Raw genomic sequence first — 14635 nt, 5'->3', positions numbered from 1 at the left:
GCTCATTCCTCCTTAAAAGGATCTTCCCTTCCATTCCCGGCGGCAAGCCCCGGCAGCGGCAATGACAAGATTACATCCGTACCCTCGCCCGGCTTGCTGAACACCTCGATCCCATAAGCCGGACCGTAATGAAGCTGAAGGCGCTGGTGTACATTGGCCATGCCAATCCCTCCATTAATGCCCTTCTTCGGGGGGAGCTCGTGCCGGAGCCGCTCCCTTAGCTTATCTAGTGTAACCTGATCCATTCCGCAGCCGTTATCACGGATATGGAACAGAAGCTTCTGCTCTGTATACTCACACTTGATGCTCAGCTGCATCCGGGACTTGGTATCATCCAGCCCGTGATAAGCAGCATTCTCAATAATCGGCTGAAACACCAGCTTAATCATGGAATAGCTGTCAAGCGTCTCGGGAACATCAATCGTCAGCTCAAATCTGCCAGGGTACCGGCTGCCCAGCAGCTCCACGTAGTTACGCACATACAGCAGCTCTTGCTTCATCGTCGCCCAGCCGCTCAAGTCACTGGTGCTGTAGCGCAGCAGCTTCCCCAGGATAGAGATCATGTCAGCGGCTTCCACATCATCATTAATCTCTGCGGTCATCCGGATGGTTTCAAGCGTGTTATAGATAAAATGCGGATTGATCTGGCTCTGAAGCGCCTGCAGCTCTGCCTCCTTCTTCTGTTCCTCAATCCGGTAAATATCCTGGATCAATTGACGAATTCGGGCCAGCATACGGTTGAATTGATGCCCCAGGAGACCAATCTCGTCACGGCGTTTAATGCGGAAGGTCACATCAAGGTCGCCGTTCTGCACCTTTTTCATCAGCTGGATCATTTGGGTTAGCGGCTTGGTCAAGGCAAACGACAGAATGAGCGAGATGATCAGGGCCAGTACAATGATGATTAGAGTAGCGCCTATAGTTGCATTGCGGGTCAGCTTCACTCCACGGGTCAATTCGTCCACCGGTATGGAAATAATCACCTTCCAGTTCGTCTTGGTTGAGCTTGAATAAATATTAAGCCGGTCTTTGCCGGATACGGTGTCATAAAAGCTCCCGGAGCTCCCTTGCGCAGCTCGGAATAAGGAGGACCGGGAAATATCCGCAGTCAGCAGCTTCTGCTCACTGTCATATATGACTTTGCCCGCTTGATCCACAAGGATAGATTTCCCCCGGGTCACCTTGTCCAGCTCCGCCACCTGATTCTCCAGATTACTGAAGTTAGCCTCCACCGCGATCAGGCCGGCTGGCTTCCATAGCCCGTCCAGAATGGGACGTACCACCGTAAAGGCATATCGGGTACTCTGCAAATTGCTTGTATATGCCTGTGTTCCCAGCAGGGTCGCTTCTCCGCCGGAGCCCTTTACCTGCTCGCTCCAGAACCTGTAGCTCTGCTGCAGATCCAGCCGGACTCCCCCATCCTTGGCAGAATAATAACCATTCCCGTAGGCATCAAAAATATAGACCGAATTGGTTCCCCGCTTAATATTGTTAATAAATGATATATTCTCTTCGATGCCGCGCTGAATGGACAGCAGGAGATCCAAATCGCCGGGAGCCACCTGAGCCGTGTCCTGCTTGCCTTCCATCATCTGCTTTTGCTCATAATAGCGGTTCGAGCGGATCAGGTTCTGCTTAATCTCATTGACGTAGGCGGGCATGGAAGAAATCCGTTTCATATCTTCTATGTAATCATCGATGGAATCCATCATTTGATCAATCAGCTTCTCGGAATAGGCGATCGTGTTCGCCTGGATGGATTCGGAATAGCTCTTGAAGCTGATCACACTGATGAAGGACAGCGGGAGCGTAATAATGACCAGAAATACCAGGAACAGCTTGCGCTCCATGGACATGTCCTCGATATAAGACCACCAGTTGTGATTGCGTGCTGCTCTCATTCGGCCTTCTCCCTGGTTCAAATTACATAACTAATCCAGCAAACAACAATAACAAAACCCTAACAAAACCATTATACGCATTCGCTTAAGGATGTACAAGGAAGGAGGTACTGTCAGAAGAAAATAAGTGTCTATAAGCCAACGGGCAGGAAAGTTTGGTGGCCCCCTTGAATTTAGAAAAACATTTCCAGCAATGAAGACAGCATACGTTTTATCTTCGATCCCCGACCAAGGTGTGCCTTCTCTCACCGGTCGCTTGTATGGAGTAGTATTGTTGCACTTTTTGCAGGATTCCTTTATAAATGTTACAGCTGTGAAGCATGAGGCCCATCTATCGGCGCAGCATTCCTAAACATCAACTAAAAAAGGGCGTCACGCAGCCGAATGCGGCTTGCGTGACGCCCTTGAATCAGAACAGTTCTGACATTATTTGATCGTAAACAGTGACAGCTTGCTCTCCAGCTGGGTGGAAGCCCCTTGCAGCTTGTTCGACAAGGCTACCAGATGGTCACTGACATTCTGCTGCTCACTGCTGAGGGATGCCACCTCTTCCGAGGTTGCCGAGGATTGCTGCGCTACCGCACTCACATTCCCCATAGCATCGGACAGCACACCCTGCGAATGGTTCAGACTGTCGATGGCCCCTGTTACAGACTCCAGACTCATAATGAAGTCTTCCATCTGACCCTTCACGGATACGAAGATCTCACTGGTACTCTTCACGGACACCATCTGCTGCTTGAACAGCGGAGCCACTTCAGACAGGACAGCAACCGTCTCATCCATCTCCGCTACGATCTTATCTGTAATTCCGGCGACCAGAGCAATGGATTGCTTGGATTGGTCGGCAAGCTGCCGGACCTCCCCTGCGACTACCATGAAGCCACGGCCGGCTTCGCCTGCTCTCGCTGCTTCAATCGTTGCATTCAGAGACAGAATGTTCGTCTGCTGGGTAATATTCTTCATCACATCCAGCACCTTGATTACGGAATATACCGTTTCCTTAAGGTTATTGACTCTATCCACCAGAGCAGAGGTCATTTCACCTGTGCGTCCGGTCTGATCCAGCAGCTCTTCCAGCTGTACAGCACCCTGTCCGCTGGCTTCCCCAACTCCACGGGCTGCCTGATCCATCTCAGAGTTGGCTGCAATAACACTCTGCATCTGCGTAGCAATCAGGTCAGTCAGCTCATTGCCGCGCTCGGCTTCCTGGGCCAGACTTCCGGCACCGCCGGCAATCTCTTCCGTGGCCGCAGCAATCTCCTTGGCGGAGATCGCCGTCTTGCGCGAGGCATCCCCCAGCTCACCCGCAGTCTCAAGGACTTCGCGGGCTGTATCTGTAGTCTGGGCTACCAGCTCCGTAATCTTACCCATCATCATATTGAAGGAGGCTGACAGCTGGCCGATCTCATCCTTCGAGACATACTGCGTGCGGACACTCAGGTTGCCTTCGGCTCCCTCCAGCATCAGGTCCTTGAGGCGTGCCAGCGGCTTGGCGATCATCTGGACCATCCAGAAGCCGACAATCATGGCAAGCAGGGCTGCCGCTCCGGCAGCAAGGAAGGTGGTAAACAGAATCGGCGTGGCAGCTTGAACCAGTTCTCCCGTAGGAACTACACCGGCAAGCTTCCAGTCTGCCTTCTGCATCGGGTTGTATACAGCAAGGATATCCTTGCCGTTCTCATCCTTCGCTTCCGTGCTTTCATTGTTCACCTTGCTGTCCTTGATGAAATTCAGTGCGGTGGCTTTGCCGTCCTCTTCAGGCTGCGAGGAAGCTACTACCGTTCCATCCGGGGCAACGAGTTGAATCCGCGAGCCATCGCCAAGCTCTACGCTCTTGAAGGCTTCTTCCAGCAGGGTGCTCTTCAGCTCCAGCATGACTACATATGAGGCATTGGAGCCCAGATTCTTAAGCGTTCTGACCATCGCCAGATTCTTGCCGCCGCTGCCTTCAATGGCAGTAGGGAACCAGTAGTTCTGGGCGGATTTGGCTTCTGCCGTATAATAAGGCTCATAAGAGCTTGAATTCTTGACCACGGTCTTGTACCATTCCTGCGCTCTCACATCCTCGCCCGCGAGACCGGTGCTTCCGCTGGAGACGATCCCCATCTCAGGGTCCTCCGGAATGAGTGATATTGCGACGATATTGGCATCTGTTGTAGTCTGGCTGGACAGCTTCTTGCTGATCGCATCCGTAGCCACGAACTTATCGTAGCTGCTCTTCGCCGAAGACAGCTCTGTCAGATTCGCCTGCATCTGTGTATCAAAATATAACTGAAGTGCGAGACTCTCATACTGCTTCAAGGTAATGTCCAGCTTCTCTGAGGTCTGAATAATCGTCTGCCTGTTCGCTTCAGACACATTATCTTTAATGGTATTCTTCGCTTTGTTGTAAGACAGAAGTCCTAAGAACAGGACCACCACCACGATAGAAGATAAGAAGATCAGGAACAGCTTCACCCCTACGGATTTGGTCGGGTTCACCCTTTTCACCTGGCGTAGCGAGCCGTTCAATACTGTCTTGTAATTTCTCTTCTCTGCCGTGTTGCTTGTTATCTGCGAAGCTTCTGTCTTCTGGGCCTTAGCCTTTTGTGTGCTCTTTGGCTTTTTACTGTTTTTCGCCACTTTTATCCTACTCTCCTTCGGTTTATCTGTCTTGTTGTCCGGATTGGGAGCTCCCATAACCATCACCTGCCCATCCCTTAGATTGGAAGACGTATGTAAGCGTTACCTGCCCTATATATCGGCACAAAGTCTCATTTTTCTTAGCATTATTTGCAAATTGCTTCAATACTCATATATTTTTGTCGAATTGCATAAGCAATTTGGCATATAATAACCCCACAAAGTGGAGCTTTAGCATCGATGCTTACTCAGATACTTTAAGGGGGCCCCAAAACACCTCCTTTTTTAGCATGCAAAAAAAAGGAATGCCCTTGTGTAAACGGGCATCCCTTAGTTTGTAAAGCCATTATTTTCGCTTGCGCATCATATCAAAATAAGCAACAGGCTGATCTACCTTCATCCGCACACGCTGAAGCGGGTGACGGGCCACATCCAGCGGATTGCCGGCCTCATCCCATAGCTCTCCTACGGTCTGCTTGAAGAAGGTGTCATCCGGGCCGAAGAACTCCACTTCCTGTCCCGGCTTGAAGTTATTGCGCTGCTGAACGAGCGCCATCCCGCTCTCTGCGTCATACTCCAGCACCAGTCCCGCGAAATCATACGGAGCCGCCTTCTCTTCCGGTTCATAGATGTGGTCCTCATGGTCCGGTGTGTCGTAGAAGAAGCCTGTATTCAGCGGACGGTTAGCCGCCTTCTGCAGCTCCTCCAGCCATTCGGGCTTCAGCACATACCCTTCCGGGTCGGCCATGTAAGCATCTATGGCTTTGCGGTAGGCATTCACTACGGTCGCCACATAGTGAATCGATTTCATCCGGCCCTCAATCTTGAAGCTGTCGATCCCGGCTTCAATCAGGTCGGGAATACTCTCCAGCATGCACAGGTCTTTCGATCCCATCGTGAACGGGTTGTCCTCGGGCTGATGCAGCGGCAGCTGGGTAATTCCGGGCTGCAAGGCCTGAGGCGCCTCAGCTTGCTCCTCTTCGGATACCCAGTTCCCTTCGGGACGGGCGTCTTCGAACAGATCATACTTCCAGCGGCAGGATTGGCAGCAGCCCCCGCGGTTGGAGTCACGGTCGGTGAAGTGGTTGGATAACACACAGCGTCCGGAGTACGAGGAGCACATAGCGCCATGGATGAAGCTCTCGATCTCAATGTCCACATGCTGCTTGATCTCGGCGATTTCCTCCAGGCTAGTCTCCCGGCCCAATACTACGCGCGGCAGACCTTCCTCCTTCCAATAGGACACTGCCTGCCAGTTGAGCGTGGACTGCTGGGTGCTTAGGTGCACCTCAAGACCCGGCACCAGGCGCAGGGCTGTATCGACAATCACCGGATCGGCTACGATAATCGCTGCAATTCCGGCCTCATATAAATTACGCAGGTATTCTTCAATCCCCGCGACATCTTCATTGTGAGCATAGATATTGGTGGCTACGAATACTTTGGCACCATATTTCTTGGCAAATTCAACACCCTCGCGCATTTCCTCGAAGGTAAAGTTATCCGCTCCCGAGCGCAGGCCGTATTTCTGCCCTCCGATATAGACTGCATCCGCGCCATAATGCACGGCGAATTTCAATTTCTCTAAGTTTCCTGCCGGAGCCAGGAGCTCCGGTCTGTCCAGACGGTAACGCTTGCCCTTGAACTGGGGCTTGGTCATGGTTCCCATTCCTGTTCTCCTTTCTGTGTCTCATCTTCTGCAAGATTTCAAAGCATACATCGGGTGGTACACGCTGCTGCGGTGAATTTGGACTTTCGGCCGCTGTTAGGTTTGGATTTCTTCATTTTAATCTGCAGTCGCAGTCGAAATCCAAACCTAAAGGCGGACGCTACCCGCTCCTACAGTTCCAAATTCCCCTCCGCCGCTGAACCCAATGATGATGGGATAAACCTTACAAGAGCTGAGACAATACCTTTTATATTAATATACCTGCTCTTTGTAGAAGAAGCCGAATGACAGTTCACGCTCAGGGTCCTGCAAAGACCGGACCTCCTCCAGCCAAGACTCCTCGAATGCATATTCAGCGGGATCAGCGGCGTAGATGTCCATAGCATGACGGTAAGCCTTAACGACAGCCACGTTATAAGCCACCGGCTTCAGCAGACCCTCGATCTTCAGGCTGTGTACGCCAGCTTTTAACAAGAAATGAAGATCCTCCAGAATGCAAATATCATCCGAGCTCATAATATGCGTGCCGTTCTCGTCTTCATAGATCGGGAACTTCTCATTCGGACGCTCCGCTTCAATCAGGAACAGCCCGCGCTCCTTACCCAGGCTTCCGCCATCGCTTGGACGGCCCTGGTGGGACATATAGCTTGCAACCAGCTTGCGCTTGGAATGATAGATATTCGTCATGCCGTGCACCTGGACCTGGGCTTCCACCTCAAGGTTAGGAACCATTTCGGTCATCTCATCCATATTGAGCTCACGGGCCAGAACGACCCGCGTGGCTCCCTTGCGGCCCCAGTAATTGGCTGTAGCATAGTTGGTCGAGGTCATTTCCGCATTCCAGTGCAGCTTCATTCCCGGCGCTTCGGCTTTGACGGCCGCCAGTACGGCGGGATCACCGAACTCTATCCCATCCACACCGAGCCCGCCGATCGCCTTCACATAAGCCGGAAGCTCCTCCAGCATCGTATTGGGAATCAATCCATTGATGCTTACATATACCTTACCGCCCCGGGCATGTGCCAGCTTAACTACTGCGGCGGTATCTTCAAGTGTAAAATGTCCGGCAAGACGCATCCCAAAGCGGTCATCGCCAACCAGCAGCGCACTCGCTCCTGCATCCAGCAGCGCTGCAGCTTCTTCCAGAGAAGCCGCTGTCGCCAGCAGCTCCGGTGTGTTATTCATCGTGTTACCTCCTGTGCATTGCTCATCCTTACTATTGTAGCGGGTTCTTACGGATTTTGTTTGCTTTTTTGAATATTGGCTAAATGTTCCTTGTAGGTTCTGGCAAATAAATGCCCCTGTGAGCCGTCCTTCTTAGTGACATAGAAGAAATAATCCGAGACCTCCGGCGTCATAGCTGCTTCAATCGACGCCAGCCCGGGGCTGCTGATCGGTCCAGGCGGCAAGCCTGCCTGCTTATACGTATTATAAGGACTATCTACCTTCAGATCCTTCTCATACAACCGCTCTTTCTGCTTGTCCAGTAAGTACTGGACGGTAGCGTCGATCTCCAGCTTCTGCCCTTTATCCAATCTGTTATAGATAATACCGGCCACCAGCGGGCGTTCCTTGTCTACTACCACCTCACGCTCCACCAGTGAAGCTACGGTCAGCAGCTCATGCAGGGAGAGCCCGCGGTTCGCCAGCTTGGCCTTCCACTCAGGAATCGTATCCAGCTTCTTCACCAGCTGCTCCAGCATCGCCCCGATGACTTCCTGCGGGGTGCTGTCTTTAGCCAGTTCATAGGTCTCCGGGAAAAGGTACCCCTCCAGCCGGTGGCGCAGCAGCGGATTGTCCGGAATCTCCAGCTTGCTTACGGCTTCCATGCCCTTACCGGAATCAATCAGCGCAAGGAAGACCTCCGGCTTCTGATTCCATGCAGCGGCCAGCTTCTCTGCCACTTGGACCGCAGTATACCCTTCAGGAATTGTAAAAGTAACGGTAGCTTCCTTCACAACATCTCCGGCATTCAACCGGCTGATCAGCGTATCGTAGGAGTCGCCGGGGCTTACCTGATACGTGCCGGCCTTGAAGCTGGAGCCTTCCTGGACCCATTTCAGATAGCCTTTAAAGAACAGGCTATGCTTAATAATGCCCTCTTGCTCAAGCAGGTCGGCGATTTGCGAGCTTCCCATACCCTTCTCTATCGTAACCGTTACGGCCGGCCCTGCGGGCTTGACCGGCTGCATTCCATTCCAGATGTACCATGCTCCTCCTCCTGCAGCTGCTGCCAGGACCAGAATTAAGATAAGCACAGTGCGGATCACGGCTTTCAAATGTTACGCCTCACTTTCCGACTATAAAGTATAAAATTGTATTGTCCAAAATTCAACCTATTTTTATAGCATAAGCTTTTTTCAGGCAAACGGAAAGATCCTTCCGCTCCTCATAAGCAAAAAGAGCGCGGAAAAATTCCGCCCTCTTCCGTATCTGCCATACATGAAGTTGCCACAGACGCCTACTCGCTATCCGCAGGGAAGGTGAGCTCATCGTACAGCTCGGAAATATCCTCCCACTCTTCATCGTCCATAATGCTCTCCAGTTCCGGAAGTCCGTCCGGAGAAACTACGATGCGCAGAATTTCCTGCTCCGCAGCTCTTCCCGATCCGGCCAGAACGGCATAAGCACGGTCACCCACAGCAAATTCTGCAATAATATCGTAAACGGAAGACTTGCCCTGCTCATCCTCCAGTTCTACTGTTTCTCCATATACTTCCTTGAGCTTAGAAGTCCATACCGCCTGATCAGCGGAAAACTCAGTCATTCTCTGCTCCTCCATCCAGCTCGTCAACCAAGGTATTGAAGGTCTCCTCTACGATGGCCCACTCCTCGTCGTTCTCAATCATGAAGAGCTGCAGATCGTCGCCGTCTTCCTCATAGCGGAACGCGTAGACCTCATCTGTCTCCTCATCCTCGGAATCAAGCGGAACCACCATCATATACTTGGCATCCGATCCGTCCACTTCAAACTTCATGATGACCTCGAATTCCTCTTCATTACCTTCCTCATCGGGAATATAGATAATTTCCGGTTCCTCTTCTTGGCCGATCTGTTCGTTTGTCATATCCGCACACCCCTCACCTTTTACTGTTAGCATCCAAAAAATTTTGCAAAATCAGCGCTGCGGCCATTTTGTCCACCAGCCCCTTGCGTTTCTTCCGGCTGACGTCCCCGTCTATCAGCACCCGCTCAGCAGATACCGTCGTCAGACGCTCATCCCAAAGGTGTACGGGTAAATCGAGTTGCTCCCGCAGCTTATCTGCGAATTCGATGCAAATTTCACCACGGGGTCCTACGGAGCCGTTCATGTTCTTCGGCAGCCCGACAACAATCTCGCCGATTTCGTACTCCTTGACCAGTTCACGGATACGTTCGAATTCATTGCCGTTTCCGCGCCGCTCAATAGTCTCCAGAGATTGTGCTGTCCATCCGAAAATATCGCTTGTGGCGACACCGATTCTGCGGTCGCCGTAATCCAGTCCCAGCTTCTTCATCATTTGGGCTGGTCCACCCGATGATTGGCCAGATAGAAACGGACCAGTTCTTCGATCAGCTCATCACGCTCTTTCCTCCGGACCAAACTTCTCGCATTGTTGTGGCGGGGAATGTAAGCCGGATCTCCTGAAAGAAGATACCCTACGATCTGATTGATCGGATGATATTCTTTCTCCACCAGCGCGTCGTACACGGCGAGCAGTATTTCCTGGGGAGAGGCTTCCTTTTCGTCGCCCTTCACATTGAATTTGACCGTTTTGTCCATGGAGTCCATGTGGTGACACCTTCCTTCTGCAAAATCACCCTGATTCGGGCGGCTTCGCAAAGTTGCTGCTGTACAGCTCACTTGCTGCCCTCATCATAACATATTCATGCCCCAACGAGGAAATCCTGCCTTGGTTAAAGCGCTTTTTTTGGCATTTTGTCTACAAAACCAGATGTTTTTTTGGGTTTTAAGCTATTGCAAGCCCTGGGTCAATAATGAATAACCCCAAAAAATATACATTGTGTGAATAAAGCAGCGGCACCGAGAAATTGCCCTCAGCACCGCTGCTTCCCAACCCTTGATAGAAATCTACAGTTTCTTACAGACAAGAATTACTGCATACTGCTTAAGCCTGTGCGGCTACCAGTTCCTCTGCCTTCTTCAGGGCTTCGCCCAGCTTGGAAGCGTCCTTGCCTCCGGCCTGCGCCATATCCGGACGTCCGCCGCCGCCGCCGCCGCAGACTGCAGCGATCTCCTTCACCAGCTTGCCAGCGTGGAAGCCCTTCTTCACCAGCTCCTGAGGCACGGCGACCACGAAGTTCACCTTGTCCTCCATTGCAGCACCGAGCACCAGTATGGCATCCGGGAGCTTGGACTTCAGTTCGTCCGCTGTCGAGCGCAAAGCATCAATATTGCCGGCTTGCACAGAAACCGCAAGAAGCTGCGTTCCTCCGCCTACTGTGACTACACTGCTGGTCAGCTCTGCTGCGAAGGTTGCGCTCAGCTTGGACTGAAGCGATTCATTCTCGCGGCCCAGCTCGCGTACCTGGGCATGCAGCGCCTCGATCCGCTTCGGCACATCGGTCAGCGACGATTTCAGCAGGGCTGCCGATTGCTTCAGCAGGTCCAGCTGACTCTCCGTGAACTGATAGGCGTAACGGCCAGTCACAGCTTCAATCCGGCGCACCCCGGAACCGATTCCGCTCTCGCTGAGCAGCTTGAAGATTCCGATCTGCGCTGTATTAGACACATGGCATCCGCCGCACAGCTCCAGGCTGTAGTCGCCGACTTGAACGACACGGACAACATTGCCGTATTTCTCTCCGAAGAGGGCCATCGCTCCCATGGCTTTGGCTTCATCTATCGGCTTATTCTCAATGACTACAGGAAGGCTGCGCCAGATCTGGGCATTCACCCGCTGCTCGATATCGCTGAGCTCCTCTGGAGTGATGGCTCCAAAATGCGAGAAGTCAAACCGCAGGCGTGAGCCTTCTACTAAAGAACCTGCCTGATTCACATGGCTGCCGAGCACTTCCTTCAGCGCCTTGTGCAGCAAGTGAGTGGCCGTGTGGTTCTTCACGATATCCTCGCGCTCCGCCCGGTTCACTTCGGCACGGACGGTATCGCCGACCTTCAGATCGCCTGCTTCCACCGTAACCAGATGAACATGCTGTCCGTGCGGTGCTTTAAATAGCCCAGTTACCTTAGCGGTCACCGATCCGCCGGTCAGAACACCGGTGTCGCTGACTTGGCCGCCGCTCTCTGCATAGAACGGTGTTGTCTCCAGGATCACCTGGCACTCGGCGCCTTCGCTTACTGTATCCTGAAGCGCACCGTCTACCACAATTGCCAGCACCTTGGACTCTGTTACCGTGTCATTATATCCAACAAATTCACTTTTAACCGTCAGCTCGGCGAGGGCACCGCCCTGAATCTTCATGCTGGCGCTGTCCTGACGGGCAGCTCTGGCCCGCTCACGCTGCTCCTGCATCGCGGCATCGAAGCCGGCGCGGTCAACGGCAAGCCCCTGCTCGGACGCGAAGTCCTCGGTCAGGTCAAACGGGAAGCCATAGGTGTCATAGAGCTTGAACGCATCGGCACCGGCAATGGTGCTCAGGCCGTCCGCTTTGGCTTTGGCACTGATCTCGCCGAGGATCGCCAGACCATCGGACAGCGTCTCGTGGAAGCGTTCCTCTTCCAGACGGATGATTTTGGCGATATAGTCACGGTTCTCGACCACGGAAGGATAATATACGCCCATAATCTCTCCAACCGTCTCAGTCAGCTCATGCAGGAACGGGCGGTCCAGTCCCAGCGTCTTGCCGTAGCGTACGGCACGGCGGAGCAGACGGCGGATAATATAGCCGCGTCCTTCATTGGAAGGAAGCACGCCGTCCCCCACAGCAAATGTAACGGTACGTACATGGTCGGCAATGACTTTTAACGCGATATCCTGTTCAACATTATCCTTGTAGGTTACACCGGCAAGCCCGGCGGTCTTCTGGATAATCGGCTGGAACAGATCAGTATCGAAGTTGGAATCCACATCCTGGAGAATGGAAGCGAAGCGCTCCAGGCCTGCGCCGGTATCAATATTCTTGTTGGGAAGCGGCGTATAGCTGCCGTCCTTATTATGGTTGAACTGCGAGAATACGAGGTTCCAGACCTCAAGCCAGCGCTCATTCTCACCGCCCGGATACATCTCCGGATCACTCATATCACTGCCGTACGCTTCACCGCGGTCATAGAAAATTTCCGAGCACGGGCCGCACGGGCCTTCGCCGATATCCCAGAAGTTCTCGTCGCCCAGCTTGATGATGCGTTCTGCAGGCAGGCCGACCTTCTCATTCCACAGCTTGAACGCTTCTTCGTCCTCAGCATACACGGTCACGGAGATCCGGTCGCCGTCGAAGCCGATCCACTCCTTGCCGGTCAGGAATTCCCAGGCCCAGGTAATCGCTTCTTCCTTGAAATAATCGCCGATAGAGAAGTTGCCCAGCATCTCAAAGAACGTATGGTGGCGGCGCGTCTTGCCCACGTTCTCAATATCATTGGTGCGGATACATTTCTGCGAGTTCGTCAGGCGGGGATTCTCCGGAATCTCCCGGCCGTCGAAGTAGGCCTTCAGCGGCGCCATCCCTGCGTTAATCCACAGCAGCGAAGGGTCATTGTGGGGCACGAGCGAGGCGCTCGGCTCAATACGGTGGTTCTTGCTCTCAAAAAACTGCAGCCATTTGGAACGGATTTCACTTGCTTTCATCATGTACAGCTCCCGTCTCTTCATTAAAATGCGGCACGCTGGCCGGAAAACACATTCTTGCCGTAACCGTTACACGAAAAATCAAAAACAAAAAACGCCCCTGAATATATATTCAGGGACGATGATTATCGCGGTACCACCCTGGTTATCGCCTTGATCCGTGAACACGGACAACTGCAAACGATCGCCTTGTGCGGCTGTTAACGGGTGCCCCCGGCGGGATTGTCCCCGCACTCCGAAATCAGCTTTCGGCCGGTCTGTCTTCCAGGTTCTCACACCCGATGCGGACCATCCGCAAAGGAACCTGTTCTCTGATGAAGCATTCTCCGGCGTACTTGTTTTCATCAACGCTTTGTCCGATTTGCTTTTTAACATTTCAAGTATAGCCAGCGGGTGGATATCTGTCAATCAAGTACCGGGAATTTGATGGACAAGGCGGATAGCCTGTGCGAAAAAGTATATTTACAGCGCTTACAGACAGGCGTATAATTTACATTATTCATAGCGTCGAGACGTAGCTCAGCTTGGTAGAGCGCTTGCTTCGGGAGTAAGAGGCCGCAGGTTCGAATCCTGTCGTCTCGACCATATTCTGTTAAACCTAAAGTCTACCATACATTCAAGCAGAGCAGTGATTCTCCCATGTTGGAGGGTTGCTGTTTTTCGCATTTGACTATCTAAGGAGCCGTGGCCTGATGAACACAATTCAAGAGCAATATGCAGGTGAAGCGCTGAAGGCTGAGCAGGCCAGGCTGGTGCGCCTGATCTCTGCTCTTGCTCCTGGCGACGGCATATATAGCCAGCCCATCCCCGGTGTGTATGTCAGCCGCTATTCATCAGCAGATGCAGACACGATCAAAACGTTCTATTCCGCCTCACTGATAATCGTAGTCCAAGGGGCAAAGCGGATCACGATCGGGCAGGAGCTTTATGATTTTGACAAAACACAGATGATCCTGCTGCCTGTTGCCCTGCCGGTGGCCATGCGGCTTACGGAAGCCAGCCCGTCTGAGCCTTACCTGGGCGTTAAGCTGGAGCTTGATCCGCAGAAGATTGGCGATTGGGTCTTGAAGCTGTATCCCCGGGGACTCCCAGCGGTAAGTCAGACGGACAACCCGTACATGACTGATGCCAATCCGGCGATTCTGAATGCTGTGGTCCGGCTGCTCGAATGTCTCCAGCATCCCGCTGATGTGGAACTGCTTGCTCCGCTGCTAGCAGATGAGCTCCTGCTGCGGATTCTGCGCAGTCCGGTCGGTGCCCGGCTGGCCCAGACCTGCCTCGCTGCGTCGGATGTTCAGCGGGTGACGAAGGTAATTACCTGGCTGCAGAAGCATTTCTCCCAGCAGGTCAAGGTGGCCGAACTGGCTGAATTGGCACATATGAGCGCTTCTTCGTTTCATGTGCATTTCAAATCGGTCACCTCCATGAGTCCGCTGCAATACCAGAAGGCGCTGCGTCTTCATGAAGCAAGGCGGCTGATGTTGAACTCCTCCATGGATGCAGCAGCAGCCTGCCGGCTTGTCGGCTATGTGAGCGATTCCCAGTTCAGCCGGGATTACAGCCGGTTCTTCGGCTGTCCGCCCAGCAGGGATATCGCCAGATTGCGCCAGCCGGCCCAAAGTACACCATAAGCATCAATTGAACGCCCGCAGCCGTCACGGCTTGCGGGCTTATTTGCGTGTGCAGTGAATCTCCG

Annotated in this window: 11 protein-coding genes and 1 tRNA gene; 2 read left to right on the top strand and 10 right to left on the bottom strand. The window is 52.9% G+C overall.

Annotated elements, in window-relative coordinates; translation table 11 throughout:
* Window positions 1-2: 2 nt before the first annotated feature.
* The 10 genes from MKX51_RS07110 to alaS form a co-directional block, all read right to left on the bottom strand.
* Window positions 3-1901, bottom strand: coding sequence for a cache domain-containing sensor histidine kinase (locus MKX51_RS07110; RefSeq protein WP_340991781.1), 1899 nt, complete (start codon window positions 1899-1901; stop codon window positions 3-5).
* Between the two features lie 426 nt (window positions 1902-2327).
* Window positions 2328-4526, bottom strand: a complete 2199-nt coding sequence (locus MKX51_RS07105) for a methyl-accepting chemotaxis protein (RefSeq protein WP_340942730.1) — start codon at window positions 4524-4526, stop codon at window positions 2328-2330.
* Between the two features lie 346 nt (window positions 4527-4872).
* The gene (locus tag MKX51_RS07100) at window positions 4873-6195 is read right to left on the bottom strand and encodes a peptidase U32 family protein (protein ID WP_036722597.1); all 1323 of its coding nucleotides are present in this window, start codon (window positions 6193-6195) and stop codon (window positions 4873-4875) included.
* A 252-nt stretch (window positions 6196-6447) separates the two neighbouring features.
* On the bottom strand, window positions 6448-7380 hold the full coding sequence (locus tag MKX51_RS07095) for a peptidase U32 family protein (protein WP_340991779.1): 933 nt from the start codon (window positions 7378-7380) through the stop codon (window positions 6448-6450).
* Window positions 7381-7427: 47 nt separating this feature from the next.
* Window positions 7428-8474, bottom strand: coding sequence for an endolytic transglycosylase MltG (gene mltG / locus MKX51_RS07090; protein ID WP_200869505.1), 1047 nt, complete (start codon window positions 8472-8474; stop codon window positions 7428-7430).
* A gap of 182 nt (window positions 8475-8656) precedes the next feature.
* The gene (locus tag MKX51_RS07085) at window positions 8657-8962 is read right to left on the bottom strand and encodes a DUF1292 domain-containing protein (protein WP_036722601.1); all 306 of its coding nucleotides are present in this window, start codon (window positions 8960-8962) and stop codon (window positions 8657-8659) included.
* Complete coding sequence (locus MKX51_RS07080) at window positions 8955-9263, bottom strand: DUF1292 domain-containing protein (RefSeq protein WP_036696606.1); 309 nt, start codon at window positions 9261-9263, stop codon at window positions 8955-8957. Before MKX51_RS07080 ends, MKX51_RS07085 begins: the two co-directional genes overlap by 8 nt.
* Window positions 9264-9276: 13 nt before the next feature.
* Window positions 9277-9693 (bottom strand): Holliday junction resolvase RuvX, encoded by a 417-nt coding sequence (ruvX, locus tag MKX51_RS07075; RefSeq protein ID WP_200869510.1) that lies wholly within the window; start codon window positions 9691-9693, stop codon window positions 9277-9279.
* Window positions 9693-9968, bottom strand: coding sequence for an IreB family regulatory phosphoprotein (locus MKX51_RS07070; protein WP_036696603.1), 276 nt, complete (start codon window positions 9966-9968; stop codon window positions 9693-9695). The genes ruvX and MKX51_RS07070 overlap by 1 nt, the downstream gene beginning before the upstream one ends.
* A 337-nt stretch (window positions 9969-10305) precedes the next feature.
* The gene (gene alaS / locus MKX51_RS07065; protein WP_340995542.1) at window positions 10306-12939 is read right to left on the bottom strand and encodes an alanine--tRNA ligase; all 2634 of its coding nucleotides are present in this window, start codon (window positions 12937-12939) and stop codon (window positions 10306-10308) included.
* A 508-nt stretch (window positions 12940-13447) separates the two neighbouring features.
* On the opposite strand from alaS, the gene MKX51_RS07060 reads away from it, so the two are divergent.
* Together MKX51_RS07060 and MKX51_RS07055 are read left to right on the top strand one after the other, a co-directional pair.
* Window positions 13448-13524 (top strand) — tRNA-Pro (locus MKX51_RS07060).
* Between the two features lie 107 nt (window positions 13525-13631).
* A complete protein-coding gene (locus tag MKX51_RS07055) occupies window positions 13632-14570 on the top strand; it encodes an AraC family transcriptional regulator (protein ID WP_340991778.1) in 939 nt (312 codons plus the stop codon).
* Window positions 14571-14635 lie beyond the last annotated feature (65 nt).

This window comes from Paenibacillus sp. FSL M7-0420 (assembly GCF_038002345.1).
Taxonomy (GTDB): Bacteria; Bacillota; Bacilli; order Paenibacillales; family Paenibacillaceae; genus Paenibacillus_AQ.
The sequence above is the reverse complement of the archived record's forward strand: the minus strand, read 5'-3'. Positions and strand labels throughout refer to the sequence as shown.